Annotated in this window: 15 protein-coding genes and 3 pseudogenes; 14 read left to right on the top strand and 4 right to left on the bottom strand. The window is 61.1% G+C overall.

The window, feature by feature from the left end; translation table 11 throughout:
- Nucleotides 1-48: 48 nt before the first annotated feature.
- Nucleotides 49-225, bottom strand: a pseudogene (locus tag GJ634_RS16800) (Hsp20 family protein); the annotation flags it as partial.
- A 54-nt stretch (nucleotides 226-279) separates the two neighbouring features.
- Here GJ634_RS16800 and GJ634_RS00770 point away from each other — a divergent pair.
- The 8 genes from GJ634_RS00770 (at nucleotide 280) to GJ634_RS00735 (ending at nucleotide 8,722) form a co-directional block, all read left to right on the top strand.
- Complete coding sequence (locus GJ634_RS00770) at nucleotides 280-915, top strand: IS6 family transposase (protein WP_157499947.1); 636 nt, start codon at nucleotides 280-282, stop codon at nucleotides 913-915.
- 57 nt (nucleotides 916-972) lie between these two features.
- Nucleotides 973-1,116 carry a rubrerythrin-like domain-containing protein gene (locus tag GJ634_RS00765; protein WP_157499945.1) on the top strand — a complete coding sequence of 48 codons (144 nt, stop codon included), beginning with the start codon at nucleotides 973-975 and terminating at the stop codon, nucleotides 1,114-1,116.
- An 823-nt stretch (nucleotides 1,117-1,939) separates the two neighbouring features.
- Entirely contained in the window at nucleotides 1,940-3,118 is a 1,179-nt protein-coding gene (locus GJ634_RS00760; RefSeq protein WP_331713928.1) for a glutathione-independent formaldehyde dehydrogenase, read from the top strand.
- 558 nt (nucleotides 3,119-3,676) lie between these two features.
- A complete protein-coding gene (gene tenA, locus GJ634_RS00755; protein ID WP_157499941.1) occupies nucleotides 3,677-4,342 on the top strand; it encodes a thiaminase II in 666 nt (221 codons plus the stop codon).
- Nucleotides 4,330-5,094: a TenA family protein gene (locus GJ634_RS00750; protein WP_394350859.1), complete on the top strand. Its 765-nt coding sequence runs from the start codon at nucleotides 4,330-4,332 to the stop codon at nucleotides 5,092-5,094. Before tenA ends, GJ634_RS00750 begins: the two co-directional genes overlap by 13 nt.
- A complete protein-coding gene (locus GJ634_RS00745) occupies nucleotides 5,088-6,710 on the top strand; it encodes a sodium:proline symporter (protein ID WP_331713922.1) in 1,623 nt (540 codons plus the stop codon). Before GJ634_RS00750 ends, GJ634_RS00745 begins: the two co-directional genes overlap by 7 nt.
- 175 nt (nucleotides 6,711-6,885) lie before the next feature.
- On the top strand, nucleotides 6,886-8,160 hold the full coding sequence (locus GJ634_RS00740) for a divalent metal cation transporter (protein WP_157499981.1): 1,275 nt from the start codon (nucleotides 6,886-6,888) through the stop codon (nucleotides 8,158-8,160).
- Entirely contained in the window at nucleotides 8,153-8,722 is a 570-nt protein-coding gene (locus tag GJ634_RS00735) for a hypothetical protein (protein WP_157499940.1), read from the top strand. Before GJ634_RS00740 ends, GJ634_RS00735 begins: the two co-directional genes overlap by 8 nt.
- A 26-nt stretch (nucleotides 8,723-8,748) precedes the next feature.
- Here GJ634_RS00735 and GJ634_RS16795 read toward each other — a convergent pair.
- Nucleotides 8,749-8,972: pseudogene (locus GJ634_RS16795) on the bottom strand (hypothetical protein); the annotation flags it as partial.
- 332 nt (nucleotides 8,973-9,304) lie between these two features.
- Between GJ634_RS16795 and GJ634_RS00725 the strand changes: the two are divergent.
- Both GJ634_RS00725 and GJ634_RS00720 read left to right on the top strand, forming a co-directional pair.
- Nucleotides 9,305-10,579, top strand: a complete 1,275-nt coding sequence (locus GJ634_RS00725; protein ID WP_157499938.1) for an NRAMP family divalent metal transporter — start codon at nucleotides 9,305-9,307, stop codon at nucleotides 10,577-10,579.
- 4 nt (nucleotides 10,580-10,583) lie between these two features.
- On the top strand, nucleotides 10,584-11,360 hold the full coding sequence (locus GJ634_RS00720) for a sulfite exporter TauE/SafE family protein (protein WP_157499936.1): 777 nt from the start codon (nucleotides 10,584-10,586) through the stop codon (nucleotides 11,358-11,360).
- A 53-nt stretch (nucleotides 11,361-11,413) separates the two neighbouring features.
- Here GJ634_RS00720 and GJ634_RS00715 read toward each other — a convergent pair.
- A pseudogene (locus tag GJ634_RS00715) lies at nucleotides 11,414-11,955 on the bottom strand (IS6 family transposase).
- Between the two features lie 101 nt (nucleotides 11,956-12,056).
- Between GJ634_RS00715 and GJ634_RS00710 the strand changes: the two are divergent.
- The 4 genes from GJ634_RS00710 (at nucleotide 12,057) to GJ634_RS00695 (ending at nucleotide 13,951) form a co-directional block, all read left to right on the top strand.
- Nucleotides 12,057-12,377, top strand: a complete 321-nt coding sequence (locus GJ634_RS00710; protein ID WP_157499934.1) for a hypothetical protein — start codon at nucleotides 12,057-12,059, stop codon at nucleotides 12,375-12,377.
- Nucleotides 12,378-12,450: 73 nt separating this feature from the next.
- Entirely contained in the window at nucleotides 12,451-12,594 is a 144-nt protein-coding gene (locus tag GJ634_RS00705) for a rubrerythrin-like domain-containing protein (protein ID WP_157499932.1), read from the top strand.
- A 245-nt stretch (nucleotides 12,595-12,839) separates the two neighbouring features.
- Nucleotides 12,840-13,409 carry a helix-turn-helix domain-containing protein gene (locus GJ634_RS00700; protein WP_157499930.1) on the top strand — a complete coding sequence of 190 codons (570 nt, stop codon included), beginning with the start codon at nucleotides 12,840-12,842 and terminating at the stop codon, nucleotides 13,407-13,409.
- Complete coding sequence (locus GJ634_RS00695; protein WP_157499928.1) at nucleotides 13,409-13,951, top strand: hypothetical protein; 543 nt, start codon at nucleotides 13,409-13,411, stop codon at nucleotides 13,949-13,951. The genes GJ634_RS00700 and GJ634_RS00695 overlap by 1 nt, the downstream gene beginning before the upstream one ends.
- A 161-nt stretch (nucleotides 13,952-14,112) precedes the next feature.
- Here the strand turns inward: GJ634_RS00695 and GJ634_RS00690 are convergent, their stop codons facing one another.
- Complete coding sequence (locus tag GJ634_RS00690; protein ID WP_157499979.1) at nucleotides 14,113-15,354, bottom strand: hypothetical protein; 1,242 nt, start codon at nucleotides 15,352-15,354, stop codon at nucleotides 14,113-14,115.
- Nucleotides 15,355-15,607: the final 253 nt, after the last annotated feature.

Here is a 15,607-nt window from a genome sequence, read left to right as displayed (position 1 = left end):
AAAAACGGCTATCGATCGACACCCCGGTGACGAGGTATGGAGCCGCTGTTAGGCCTGAACCTCGATCTGCTTGCCACGGGTGGTGGCTCCCGTTATCACCGGCAACCGGACTTCGAGAATCCCGTTATTGTACTGCGCCGTGATGTCCTCGTCCTCGACGTTCTTCGGGAAGCGGAACCGACGGTGGTAGGTTTTGCGCTGACCTCGCGTCTCGTCCTCGTGTTCGGGCGGTGTTCAGATAAGGATGAAGGGTGAGGCGGGACGATCTTTGAGTGGTCTATGCTCGAAACCGCCCGCCTCACCGGTGGTAGCGACGGCTTCGAGTTAGATTTTATGGAGCGAGAGGCGACACCCGAGTCGGCGATGAAGCTCGGTATCCAACTCCATCTGGCTGGGCTTTCGCTGTCGGATACCGTCACGATCCTCGGTGAATTGGGTGTCGACCGCTGTCGAACCACCGTTCACAACTGGGTGCAGAAGGCCGATTTACAGCCGCTTGACGGTGCAAACCCGGATCACGTCGCCGTCGATGAAACTGTGATCCAGCTCAATGACGAACAGTATTGGCTGTACGCTGCTGTCGATCCCGCGACGAATCGCCTGCTTCACGCTCGACTCTACCCGACGAGAACTACTGCAGTCAGCTCGATGTTTCTCTCAGAGCTTCGAGAGAAACATCAGGTCGATAATTCGGTATTTCTCGTCGACGGTGCGCCATGGTTGCAGGCGGCTTGTCACCGTCATGGACTACGATTCCAGCATGAAACCTACGGGAATCGGAATAGCGTGGAACGCGTCTTCCGAGAAGTCAAACGCCGAACCAACCAGTTCTCAAACTGTTTCAGCCATGCCAGAGCAGAGACCGTCGAAAACTGGTTGCAAGCGTTCGCTTTCGCATGGAATCAGCTTATCTGAACACTATCCGGAAAATAGGCCCCATACCTTATCTGCCCCCATACATAATGATTGATTATGGTAGAAACTAATCTTGCCCCCTCCGAATCCACGTTGTATGTGTGTCAAGAGTGTGGCGCCGGTGTCGAAACCCCAGACCATGAAGATGAGTGTCCCGACTGTGGTGGGCCACTACGAAACACAACTGTCGCTCACGACTAATCCCAGTCGAGGGGTTCGCCGATGGCCTGACCACCGTTATGTAGCAGCAGTATCAGTAACCACCCACACAACCAGCCGGTACCATTAGCCGAGTTAGTCTCCGAGGAAGTACGGCGATAGATACACAAACCTACGTACCAGCGCGGTTGTCCAGATTTACAGTGGAAAAGAACTACCGTGTCAGCTACCCACCGCTGAAGCGGTGGACTTGTCGGTGGACTTCCGTGGTTTCGCGCTCCACAGTGGAAAGCCTCCACGCCGCTCGCTTTCTAACGAGAGGCTTTCTCAGGTGGCTTCTTGAACTGGGAGTCAGAGGGACTCGTTCAGCGTCCCCGACTTCGAGGGTGGCTGACAGACAGCCCGTCCCACCGACCACGTCTGGGCCTCTGGGGTGCTTCTAACTGAGTCTCGAAGTCACAGCAAGCGTCCGCGCTTGCTCCCACGGCTGAAGCCGTGGGCTTTCTGGTGTGGGGTATCAGCTGGGTTGCTCCGCGTTCGGCTCTCGCAGGAACCAGCCGGCCGTTATTCCGATCCGCACGCCATCGATGTTGCGCAATCGAGATCCACCGTGGCTGTCCGAAACGGGTGCTGCTCGACGAGGATACGATGGATCGCTCATCTGTCGCAGTCGATACCTTCGGGAGATCGGGAGTAGTGTCGCCCGAGTGACGAACTGATATCTGCGATCAGAGCGGATCAAAACCCCGAATATTCGCTCTTACAGATAAGCGTACCAATCTCAGAACTTCATGACATATATATTGGCCATCAGGTTCACAAAGTAGGTGCAGACATCTAATGAGTGGACTGATACCAAATGTCAATCCAAGGTGTTGTATACAAAGGCGAACACGAAGTTGCGGTAGAAGAGATCACCAATCCGGAAGTTCAAGATCCGAACGACATCGTTATCGACGTCACGTCGACGTGTATCTGCGGATCCGATCTCCACATGTACGAGGGCCGAACAGCGGCTGAACCGGGTATCGTGTTCGGTCACGAGGCGATGGGGATCGTCGACGAGGCCGGTGACGGCGTCTCCGACCTCGAAGTCGGCGACCGCGTTTCGATTCCGTTCAACGTTGCGTGCGGCCACTGCCGGAATTGCGAGAAGGGGAAGACTGCGTTCTGTCTGAACGTCAACGAGGAGGGAAGCGTCCCCGCCGGCGGCGCATACGGCTACGTCGGTATGGGCCCCTACCAGGGTGGCCAGGCCGAGCGGATGCGCGTCCCGTATGCGGACTTCAACGCACTCAAGCTCCCTGATGAGGGCCACGAGGACGACTTCGCGATGCTGGCGGACATCTTTCCAACTGGCTGGCACGGGACGGAACTCGCCGACCTCCAGCCGGGTGAGTCAGTCGCGATTTTCGGTGCTGGTCCGGTCGGCCTGATGGCCGCTTACAGCGCGAAGCTGAAGGGAGCCTCGGAGATATACGTCGTCGACCGCGTCTCGAGCCGGTTGGAACTCGCTGAGGAGCATTGTGACGCGACGCCCATTAACTTCGAGGAGGCAGATCCGGTCGAACAGATCATCGACGAGCACGGCGGCGAGGTTAACAAGGGCGTCGACGCCGTCGGCTATCAGTCTGTCGAACCCGAGGAGACGCGCGACAACGACAAGTCCTACGACCCGACGCAGGAAAATCCCGGTATCATCATCAACCAGCTGATCCGCGTCGTTGAGCCGACGGGTCGGATGGGTATCGTCGGTCTCTACCTCCCCGAAGATCCCGGTGCACCGGAGACCATCAGTGAAATGGAAGCTCAGGGTCGGCTCGGTATCGACTTTGGGAAGCTCTTCGAGAAGGGCCAGGGCCTCGCGACCGGACAGTGTGACGTGAAAGCGTACAACCGCCACCTGCGTGATCTGATTGTCTCGGGTCGCGCTGAACCGAGCTTCGTCCTCTCACACCGCGAACCGCTCGAGAACGCGCCCGAGATGTACGAGAAGTTCGACGACCGCGAGGAAGGGGTTACGAAGGTTATCCTCGAGCCGTAGAACGACGGACGGGGGATGGACCGGGTTCGTTCGTCTGAACCGGCGTCCTTCGACACCGGCCGTGAAAACAGTCGCAGTAATCACTATCAAGACATCGATGACTAACGAATATACGTCGCACAGTGGGCGGCGGCGGAGTTCATACAAAGAGAGCCATGACAGCGGTGTTAGCGGAATCCCACCCCTTCAGGGGTGGGAGGAAGTCAAAGTGGCCGCATTTAATCGCTGACAGGGAGGTCGAGGCTTGGAGTTGGTTACTGGCGGATGAAAACTTGGGCGGCCAGTGCGTGCCCGTCAGCCTGTCGCTGCCGACACTCCGAATATCGATCTACCGTCCTCAAGTCCGGTTGTCGTGTCATCGTCGGTCTTCACCGCCTTTGGCAAGACTGGTTGTCTCGGCCATAACGTATCAACGTTCCACGATTCTCCACGTAGAGCGAGGTATGGCCCCCCGCTGTATGAGCTCCGCGTCATCAGATGGAGTTGGACTGTCACGAACAGTGTATTCCTGTGTGGTACCATCCAGATATATTACTGGTGATGTCATAAGGTCCGTACATGGGATTTACGGACGATCTGGAGGGGGTGGCGGAGCCTATTTGGGGCGCTATCGCGTCACACCCGATGGTCGAAGCGCTCGGAGACGGCATGCTCGACGAGGCGCCGTTCCGGTACTGGGTTAGGCAGGACTACGTCTACTTGGTTGAATACTCGCGAGTGTTTGCCCACGGTGCGGCGAAGGCGCCAAATCTCGAACGGATGGGTACGTTCGCGGAGCTCTTGGACTCGACGCTGAACACTGAGATGGACCTCCACCGCGAGTACGCCGCGGCGTTCGACATCTCGGAAGTGGAGCTGGCGGCGACCGACCCGTCGCCGACGACACGGGCGTACACCGACTTCCTCGTGCGGGTCGCGGCGACCGGCACGTTCGGCGACCTTATCGCTGCGCTTCTGCCCTGTATGTGGGGGTTCAACGAGACGGGTAAGCGACTCGCTGAACGCGGCGTACCCGACGACGACCGCTACGCCGAATGGATCAATATGTATGCGGGCGAGGAGTTCACCAAGCTAACCGAGTGGTGCAAGGCTCTGATGGACGACGTCGCCGCGGACGCCACGGAAGCGGACCGCGAGCGTTATCGCGAGCGCTTCGAGACGTCGGCCCGCTACGAGTACCGCTTCTGGGATGCCGCCTGGCGTCAGGAGGAGTGGTCGCTGTGACCGATGACGGCCCTGGGACCGCAGTCGTCCCGGATGGATTCGACGCGTACGCGGCTGGTCGCGTGGACGCCCGGTTCACGGACTGGCTTCGCGAGCGCGCCGAGCCCGACTGGACCGCGGCGACGACCCACCAATTCGCGCGCGAGCTCGGTGGCGGCGTCCTCGACGACGAGGTCTTCCGGCGCTATCTCGTTCAGGACTATGCCTTTATTGAGGCGCTCGTCGGGGCATTCGGCCACGCCGTCGGCGAGGCACCCTCAATGGCCGCGAAGTCCTGGCTCGTCGATTTCCTCGGCGTCCTCACCGCCGACGAGGATGACTACTTCGAACGCTCTTTCGACGTTCTCGATGTCCAACCCGAGACCTACGACAACCCCGATCTGACGCCGGCGACGCGAGCGTTCACGGATCTCCTCGAGCGCGCGGCGCGACAGGGCGGCTACGCCGAGACGCTTGCGGTCCTCACGCCCGCCGAATGGACGTACCTTGAGTGGGCGACCACTGCCGCCGATGGCGACGCGCCGACCCGGTTCTACCTTTCGGAGTGGGTCGACCTTCACACTGGGGAGAGGTTCGCGGACGTCGTGGCCTGGCTGCGTGATGAACTCGACCGCGAGGGCGCGGCCGCATCTGCCCGCCGCCAGCGCCGGCTTGCCCGACTCTTCCGGCGGGCGGTCGAACTGGAGGCGACGTTCTTCGACGCGGCCTACGATCCTGAGGGAACGGTCCCTGGAGGTGGGCGGCAGTGGTGACGACCGCGGGGGCGCTCGCGTTGACCGTCGCGACGCTTTCCGTCTTCACGGCGGTCGGCCTCTGGGTCTCGCGCGGCGAGGTTCGCTCTGTAGAGGATCTTATCTCGGCCCGTGGCTCTGCCAGCGAGGGCCGTACGACTGCGACGCTGATCGCCTCGGTGATGGGCGTGTGGATTCTACTCTCGGCGCCCGAGGCCGGCGCGCTCTACGGGATTGCCGCCGTCGCGGGCTACGCGCTCGGCGAGGCCGTCCCGATGCTCGTATACTCGAAGCTCGGCCCGCGGATCCGCGCAGTCATCCCCGAAGGCCACTCGCTGACCGAGTATGCTTACGTCCGCTACGGCACCGCGATGCACGCCTTCGTGCTCGCGGTCAGCGTCCTCTACATGTTCGTCTTTCTCGCCGCGGAGCTCACGGGTATCGCGCAGGCGCTGCAGTACGTCGCGGCGGTACCGCGCTGGCAGACCTCGGTTCTCGTCGGCGGGTTCGTCGTGCTGTACACCGGCTACGGTGGCCTCCGTGCGAGCATCATTACCGACACGGTGCAGACGCTAGTTGTTCTCCCGCTCCTCGCCGTGAGCGTCGCCGCCGTCGTCGTTACGCTCGGCGGCACCGACGCTGTCTATCAGGGTATCGAGCGTGTGAACCCTACACTCCTCGATCCGACGTACGTGCCCGGGATCAGGTTCGGAGTCGCGCTCGTGTTCGCCGTGCTCGGTGCGGAACTGCTCAACCAGACGTGGTGGCAGCGCATTTACGCCGCCGATGGTGCCGACACCGTCCAGCGGGGGTTCCGTACTGCGGCCGTTGCAAACGGACTGGTGATGGTCGTTGCGACGCTGCTTGGCGTTATCGCCGCCGGGAACGCCGCTGTTGTCACGAGCGGCACCGGCTATAACGCTGGCATCGCGTTCTTCGTCTTGCTCGAGGGGGCGTTCGGCGACTGGCTCGTTCTCGCGGTCCTCCTGCTTGGGCTTGTTCTCGTGATGAGCACAACCGATAGCCTGTTCAACGCGCTAGCGAGTCTCGTCACCGCCGACCTTCCACGACTGCTCAACGACCCTGACGAGCAGGCACTCCGACGTGGTGCCCGGATGCTCACGCTCGTTGTCGCGGTCGCAGCCATCCTGGTAAGTCTCCGAGCTCGGAGCGTCCTCCGGCTGTTCTTCACCGCCGACCTGCTTGGCGCCGCGGTCGGCTTCCCGCTCATCTACGGACTCTTCTCTCGCCAACTCTCCGGGCCGGGCGCGCTTGCAAGCGCGCTCGGCGGGCTTGCCGTCGGCGCCACGTTTTTCCCGTTCCCCTTCGGCCTGCACGCGGCGGCCAACGCGGCCCTCGGCGGTGTGCTGCCGGCACCTGATGCTACCTACCTGCTCCCGTTTGCGGGCGCGTTCTTCGTTTCAACTGCCCTGACGCTGCTCGCCGCTCGCTTGGGCGACGTCGACTTCGACTTCGACCACCTCTCCCAGGAGATCCAGCGGCTTGACGGTCCCGTTGCAAACGCCGACACGTCAGTCGGTGAACGCGAGGCGACGCCGTCAGCCGGCGGTACTGATACTCCACCGACCGCAAGCGACGACGCCGACGAATCGAATTCGGAGGTGAGCGACCGGTGACTGCGCTTGGCCCGACCACATTCGCGGTTCTGCTCTGGACAGCAGTGCTCGGCGTCGCCGCGATCTTCATCTACGAAGTGTCCGTGCTTGCTCGCGACTACAGGGGTGGTCACCGGTGAGCAATCGGACCGATGGGGCGGCCGCCATACAGACGCTACGAGAGTCCCTGCAGCGGATGGGGCCGTCGTGGGTCGCGGGCGCCGTCGCCGCGGGCCCGGCGTCACTGGCGTCACTGATCACGGCCGGCGGCGCGTACGGCTACGCGCTGTTCTGGGTCGTGGTGTTGTCGGCCGTTGCAGGCGCGTTCGCCCAGTATCTCGCGATGCGGCTGGGTCTCCTCACCGAACGCGGCATCGTCGCAGTCGTCGAAGACCACCTCGGCGACAGCTGGGCGTGGCTGCTCGTCTTGGACGTCGTGCTCGCCGCGGGGTCCGCCCAGCTCCTCATCATGAAGACGGTGGCGACCGTCTCCGAGACCATCACCGGCGTCGATGCTCGCATCTGGGGCGTTGTCTGGGCCGTCGTCCTGGCTGTCGGCCTCGCCACCCGGGGCTACCGGTTCCTCGAAACGGTGGCAAAAGCGCTGGTCGCTGGCGTCGTCTTCGCGTTTCTCGCGTCACTGTTCGTCGTGCCCGTCGATGCCGATGCTGCCGCGCGTGGCCTCATCCCTGCGCTCCCAGCCGGAAGCGCGCTGGTCGCCGCGGGCGTCCTCGGTGGCGCCGTCCACATCACCCTGATTACGATGCACTCGTACACGATGCGCGCCAGAGAGTGGACCGTCGAGGAGTACGGCCTCGCCACCTTCGACGTCGGCGCGTCGATGCTCGTCGCGTTCGGCGTCTACAGCGTTGCCGTGTTCCTCGTGACGGCGAGCGTCCTCACCACGGGGGACCTCTCGGCTGTCGAGGCCGCTCGCGCGCTCGGGCCGCTCGCTGGCCGGTATGCGGAGTGGCTGTTCCTCCTCGGCTTACTCGGCGCCGCAGTCTCGACACTCGGCGGAAACACGATCGCCCCACCGTTCCTCCTTGCGGACAAGCTCGGCTGGGGAACCACCGTCGACGACAACCGCTACCGGGGGCTGCTGGTCGCTGCCGCACTCCTGTCGGCACCGGGCGCGTTCATCGGCGGTCCGGTTCTCAGCCAGCTGGCGCTCGTGCTCGCCATCGGAACTGTTGGCACACCGTTTGCCATCGTGGTCGTGCTCTACCTCTTGAACTCCGAGGCGGTCCCCAAGTCCCCCTCGACGCTCACGAACCTCGGCGGCCTCGGCCTGCTGGTGGTTACCGGTGCGCTCGCCGCGAACTTCGTCGCCGAACAGGTCGCGGGTGGCGTCGACGTCCTCTCAGGGGCCATCCTCGCGTTCGCTGTCATCCTCACCGCTGCAACGGTCGCGCTCCTCGCGAAATACGCTCGGTTGTCGATCACCAGACCTGCTGTGTTCAATGAGTAACCGTCAAGTCCCACTCACGGGGTCGACACTGATTGTCGGTCCCTCGCAGGCCGGAAAAACCCGACTCACCGCCCGCGCACTAGACGCCTGGATCGACAGGAACGGCGCCGCCGGCGTTGCTGTCCTCGAGTTCGCGCCCGAGGTCGAACGTGACGGGACGCTTCTCGGCGGCCGCCTCGACCGCTTTACGACGATCCCCGACGACGCCTGGCACGGCATTTTGGACGCGCACGCACCTCGAACCGTGGGTGAGAGCGAGGCGGAAGCCGCCGCACTCGCCGCAGATAACGCCGCCCGCGCGGCCCGCCTCCTCGACGCCGCGCCCGACGACCCTGCCGCCGTGTTCGTCAACGACGCCACCATCCCCCTCCAAGCCGAGGTAATCACCCCACATCGGCTCGTGGCCTACTGCGAGCAGGCGCCCTGTGCGATCCTGAACGCGTACGAGGGGGAATCGCTTGGCACCGACGACCCCGTTTCGCGACGAGAACGCCTCGCACTCGCGACACTACGGAAAAGGGTCAACGAAACCATCTCGCTCCCGTCAGCGACCCGCGGCTGAAAGAATGGGCTTCCACACCCTTCTATTGTGAGCTGGGTGATGAGCTCGTCGCGAACGGCTTGTCGAGAGATGGTGGTCTCGTGCCAGCCCAGCCGGTCGTCGAAGTGCCGTTTCTGGAACTGCTCGTCGACGTCGTCGGCCGCGACGTACTGCGTTCGTGTCGACCGCCCGACCTACCGTGAGACGAAGACGGCGCCCACGGCCTCGTGCGTGAGCTCGACGTGTGATCCCGGTCGGTCGGAACCGCCACCTCGACGGAGAACTCCGTAGCAACGCTCTCAGCGAACCTATCCCCATACTCCGCGTCTTGACATTCTTCCCGCCCTGAAGGGCGGGGATATCTCCTTGCATTTCCGTAAAGTACCTCGGGGACAAGCCCCAGGCACTCAGTCTGCTCCGCCTGTAGAGGATCGACTCGCACAGCAGACACTCGAGAACTGTATTGAGCAATCTCGACTGACCTCCACCGGGCGATGAGCCACAACGTGTTTCCCTTCCTAGTTACATATTCAACTAACGCGTCGATTGCTGCGAGGTGGGGCATTAGTTTGGTGATTGTTCGGTTGTCGTTTTCGACCAGCTATGAGTGTCAGACACGCGATACACGGTGTATCAATTCCCTCGATCTCGGAGTTCTTCGAACGGTATGGGCTCGCACTCGTGATGGTCGCGAGCTATTTCGGGTCGGGGTCAGTATTTATTGCAAGTTCCGCCGGAGTCAGGTTCGGCTACACACTACTGTGGGCTGTTGTCGGTGCGGTGCTCCTCGGCTTCGTGGCACAGGACATGAGCGCCCGACTCGGTATTCACGGTGACTCATTAGGCGCATTCGCCCGGGAGAAACTCGGGTCGACGCTTGCGACCGTCGTGATGGTCCTGCTCTCGGTCGGCTGTGTCGCCTGGACGCTCGAACTCACCGCCGCTGTCGGGAAGGGTATCGTCGTCCTCCTCGACCTACAGGCAATCGGATGGATGCCCTTCGCCTATCTGACGGGACTCCTCGCCATTATAATCGGCGTCCTCAGTTACGACGCCGTCGAGAAGATCATGGTCGCGATGATGTTCGCCCTCCTGCTTACGTACGTCGTCGTTGCCGGTGCGAGTAGTCCGGACCTCACCGCCGTCGTCGCCGGCTTCGCCCCGACAGGGCTATCGCCGAGCTCGATGGCCCTCACTGTGAGCATCCTCGGAACGACCGCACTCTGGCCGAACTTCTTCCTCGAGTCACAACTCGTCGAGGAGAAGGGCTGGACCGACCGCTCGGACATTCCCACGATGCGTCGCGATCTCTCCATCGGCTACACCGTCGGGGGTATCACGACCATCGCGATCATCATTGCCGCCGCAGCGGTCCTCCGGCCGGCAGGCTACGAACAGCTTGAGACGTTCCTCACGCCCGGAAAGGCGCTCGCGGCCGTCCTTGGTGAGTGGGCAATGGTCGTCTTCCTCGCCGGCACGCTCACAGCTGCGTTCAACAGCATCATCCCCATCATGTGGGCGCCCGCCTACATGATCCCCGAGGCAATCGGCGGTAAGGTTGCCAACAGCACCCGCGTGTTCAAGGCGATATACGTCGGTGGCGTCGCGCTCGGCAGCCTCTCGCCACTCGTCCATCAGTACCTCGGGCTGAGCGTCATCGACATGATCATCCTCTTCCCGGCGTACAACGGCGTCGTCGGCCTGCCCATCACCGCCGTCCTCCTGTTCTGGGCGGTCAACGACAGCGACATGATGGGCGCGTACACGAACGGCTGGAAGCTGAACGTCATCAACAGCACGCTCATCCTCCTCGCCATCTACTCGGCGTGGAGCGCCGGCCAGTTCGTCATCAACGCCATCTTCACGGGCGGGATCTGAGCCGATGATCGCTGGCCTTCCCACGACGACGCTCGCCGTCCTCGTCGTCCTCTCGCTGTTTGCCGGCATCGGCATCACCGCCGTCGGTCCGGGTGGAATCTTCATCACCATCGCGCTCGTCGCGCTGACCGACCTCCCACCGGCGGTCGTTGTCGGCACGGCCAGCGCCACGTTTGTCGCGACAGGCCTTGTCGGCGCCGAGAGCTATCGGCGCTCCGGCGAGCTTGATTCACAGGGCGGCAAGCGGATGGCGCTCGTGTTGAGCCTCACCGGGCTCGCAGGTGCACTTATCGGTGTCCGGCTGAACGCGCTCATCGATGAATCGACGTTTAGCGTCCTGCTCGGTGTGTTCGTCTCCCTGACTGGCATCCTCGTCTTCTATCGGACCCGCTACGGAACGGCCGGGAGCGACTTCGACGTGATGACGCCCCGCGGTACGCTCGGTGTCGCCGGTATCGGGGCGTTTGTCGGCATCTCGGGCGGGCTCCTCGGCGTCGGTGGCCCGGTCCTCGCCGTTCCGCTGTTGGTGGCTATCGGCGTCCCAATGCTGATCGCAGTCGGCGTCGCACAAGTCCAGTCAGTGTTTGTCGCCGCATTCGCGACGGCCGGCTACCTGGCCCAGGGCGCAGTCTCGTGGCCACTCGCCATCGCGATCGGTATTCCCGAACTCGTCGGCGTCGTCGCCGGCTGGAAGATTGCTCAATCCATCGATGCCGAAACACTCACCCGGGTGCTCGCGATCCTCTTGCTCGTCGTCGGGCCATATATTGCACTTCGGTGACGTCCGCTCGCTTGGACCTCGCTAAAAACTAGGGATCAAGGCCGAGGTAGTGGTTAGATACGCTGATTCCATGCGAAGCTGAATGAGCTTAACCACTCATCAGCAGTTTCTGCGTTGGCGTTGCTGAAACAGTTTGAGAAACAGAGAGTTCTACGTTTCATCTCTCGAAAGACACGTTCAACGCGATTCCGGTTTCCGTGACGTTCGTATTTGAAAACCGAGGCCGTGCCGAAAGCATGCATCTTGGAGTGGTGTCGCGCCATCGACGAGAAACACGGCATTAACGAGACGCACCGGATCTTGTTTGTACACGAGAAACACATTACGTTTCTGGGACGTCATCGATGTCGTGTTTCTCGATTGATATCCTCCCCGCCATGAACTGTAGATCAGGCTTGTGAACTCAGTTGTGAACGGTCGAACGTGCTCGTTCAACACCAAATACCTCAAGAATAGAAACGGTATTCGAAAGTGTTATTTCAGCCAAATGGAGTTACATATCGATCTTCATCAACAGCTGCAGTATTGCTTCTCGCTTCACAAAACCTAACTCGATCTGGTCGATACACCCGTTGAGGCGAGGGTTTTCCGTCATGGACACGCAGAAAATACTCCGCCTCACAGTTCAATTCTGATCTGAACACTGCCCCGATAAGCAGCCCTACTGTTATCCGCCTGGATTTCCTACTGTGATATATGACAGATGATAAACAAGGTCGGGATGAGCAAGCGGAGCGCCAGCGTGAGCGGGAGGTAGAGGAGGCTCGAGCCCGCGGCGATGAGAAGGAACCGCTGGGCGATGACCCAAGCGAGCGGCTAGGTAATCTTGATGAAGCGCTCACATCTCACGACTGCCCAGCCACGACAACTGAGCTGGTCGAGGCCTATGGCGAGTATGAACTTGAAACGCAGGGCGGCACGAAATCCCTGGCGGACGTCCTCTCTGCAACCGATGACCAAAGATATGACTCAGCCGAGGACGTTCGCAGACGGGTACTGGGACTCATCGGCCGATAGCAAACCGGCCCAACACACTTTCCTCGCAAAATAGTCCCCATACCTTATCTGTTCCCATACATAATGATTGATTATGGTGGAAATGGGCCCTGCTCCCTCCGAATCCACGTTGTATGTGTGTCAAGAGTGTGGAGCTGGTGTCGAAAATCCGGAACATGAGGACGAGTGTCCCGACTGTGGTGGGCCATTGCGAAACACAACTGTCGCTCACGACTAATCCCAGTTGAGGGTTTCGCCGATAGCCTGACTACCGTTATGTAGCAGCAGTATCAGTAACTCCCCACACAACCAGCCGGTACCATTAGCCGAGTTAATCTCCGAGGAAGTGCGGCGATAGATACGCAAATCTACGTACCAGCGCGGTTGTCCAGATCTACAGTGGAAAAGAACTACCGTATCAGCTACTCAGCGCAGCTCCGATGGGGCAAGAGTTAATACACTATCCATAGAATGTGTATTGTGATGTCGGCCGACAACCGAATCGCGGGCACCCAGACTGACCCCGAGGAGACGTTCAATGACTTCCTCACCTACGCTGAGCTGCTGAACACGCCCCAGCTCGCCCAGCTGTACACGTTTATCCTCCGAGATGGGGCCGTCGAGATCGAGACAATCAAAACGGAACTCGACATACCGCACTCGACCACATACAAGTATCTCGGACGACTCGAGGAGATGGGTATCCTTACTCGGCATGACGACGAGACGCCGACCACGGTGACTGTTGAGCCGATTCACCTCCAACTGGATACTGACCACGGGGTCGTCACCGCGACACCCGTCCTGATCGATGCGATCGGCCGGCAACGAGATACGGAGGATATCCGCGTGTTCGTCGACCGCCAGGGAATCCCCAAACTGGCCGCCGCTCTCCACTACACGCTCCGGATCATGGACGGGGACTTTACCCAGCGGACGGGCGCGAACAAGCTCGGCGTCCATCCCGTCGAGGGAATGACGGTATTCACGGCCCTGCAAGACGTAATCGAAGAGGCTGTGGAATACGATCCGTATCTTGACCGGGCCAACTGATGGCGCTGGAGCCAGAGATCCCACGCGATAGTACGGCCATTATCGATAGTAGCGTTCTCATCTCGATGGGTGGGCCTGACAACGAACAGTATCAGGCACTCGAGCAGTTCGTGACAGACCGAAACCTCACCGTGTACATTCCGGGGCACGTTGCTGAGGAAATGGGCGAAAGCCCGGACGCGTACGCCTACCAGCGAGATCGACTCCGGGCGGCACAGAACGCTGGATGGCTCAAACCGGGGCGAATCGACTTTTCGACGCCCGGCGTCTCTGAGGTTGTAGATAAAACGCGGACGCGTATGTTGAATCTCTCCGCCGAGGATGTCACCGAAGACGAAATTGAAAAAACGGACACGATTCTCGCGGGACTCGCCTATCAATACGCGACAGGTGACGCAACCTATGTCACCGTGTTTGTGAGCGATACGAAGGCTGAACAGGCTATTGAAGACGTGCTCAGCGCCGCCGATATCGGAGATGTCACATCAGTTATTGAAGGTCGGGGCTTTATCGCGGACCTCGTTGCTAATCCGTTCGAGTGAACTACCTCGATCTACTCAGCGACGCCAGACGCTTCCTTGAGGGCGGGGCTCCCTGTTTCAACGACGCGAAGTATCCTGAGTTGATGTCGTCATAGCGATTAACCAACAGCCACCGGAGTACATCGTGGGTGTTGGTTAATACTGGCCTTCCCGTTGGAGATTCACTCCGAGTCCCCGCCGAATAATCGTCTCCACACGGATCGTGTCTCCGACTCGCTACTGCTTTCGCACGCAGTAGCGACTTGCTCCTCGTGGGGTTGCTCAATTTCCTGGTCACGAGCTGCGAGTTCCTCGGTGAGTCGCTCGACTTCTGCTTCGAGGGTGTCGATCCGCTCGGTTTTCTCCGCCAGTGTCGCCTCGAGCTCGTCGACGCGCTCGCCCAAGAGCCGGTTCTTCTCGGCCAGATACGCGCGACTCCGCTCCGAGTCACCGGCGTCGCCACCTGGAGACGAGTCGGCAGCGGGGCCGTGGGCATCCGTGGTGTCGTCGCCGGCGTCCGGCTCGTAGAATTCTGAAGTGGTCGCAATTGCTCGCTCGATGGTCTTCTCGCCGTATGTCGACCCGTCAGCGTAGTGAACCTCGTCCCACTTCTCGCGAAGCAACCCGGACTCACGGAACAGTTGATCCATCTGCGTCTGGTCACCGCCGGTCCAGAACGCCAGTAGACAACACAGCGCCATATCTGCCTCGGAGTGGCTGTCGTAGCCGCCCGTGTCTCCGTTCCAGAGCCGCTCGAACTTCTCGCCGTTCGACGAATTCCGGGCTTTCTCGAGGAGTTCCTCATCCTCGAGGTCAACATCGACGGTGACTGCACCACTCGTTGCTGACTCCCCGTCAGCCGTGCCACGGGGTTCGGACTCGGACGCCGTATCGCCATCGGTATCCTGGACGTACTCACGGTGAATCGCCGCGAGCGCGTCCTGCCGGCGGGCGACGTGAGTCGGTGTCTCGTCGACGTGGTCGCCGGTGACGGTGAAAAACCGCGCCGTATCGTACAGTTCGACGCTCCCGCGACGGTTCCGCCCCTCCGGGAGTTCACCCCTGAGGAGAACGTGATAGCCGGTGCCAGAGGGTGACACCTCCGTATAGGAGTCGAATCGCTCGATGATGTCCCGCGCGGCATCGTCGACGTCGCCGGTCTCGGGATCGCGACAGTCGTCCAAATCGACGCCGACGACAGGGTCGTCGTCGGTGAACACGAACCCGATGCCATCAGCGTGCTCCGTCCCGGTGTACTCGAGTGCCGTCTCGAAATCACTCCAAGTATCGGATTCCGTCGACGACGCGAACCCACCAGCCCCCGGCGTCACCGGAATCTTCGTCGGTTTCCCATCTCGCTCCTCTTCGCGCCAGCACACCCACTGCTCGCGCTCACGTACCCCCTCGGGGGAGCCCCGAGACATCAAGCGACGACTCAGACACCATCGATTCCCCTCGCGGTAAGCGTCCATCTGAACATCGTCCAGCCACTATCACGATGTTGATAAACACCCAACCACCCGGTGGGCTGTTCGCTGTCCTGTCCAACGGGGGCATCCCGTTCTATACTAGTTGGTTTTGGCCTTCGATTTGCCCTGAACATTACTCCCGTGCTGTGATTTTCCCCTGAACAACCCTCGGATTCCTGACCTGAACGGCTGCGCTGCCCTGAACAAC

The organism is Halobacterium sp. CBA1126, from assembly GCF_009741975.1.
Taxonomy (GTDB): Archaea; Halobacteriota; Halobacteria; order Halobacteriales; family Halobacteriaceae; genus Halobacterium.
Note: the sequence above shows the minus strand (reverse complement) of the source record. Positions and strands in the feature narration are given on the sequence as shown.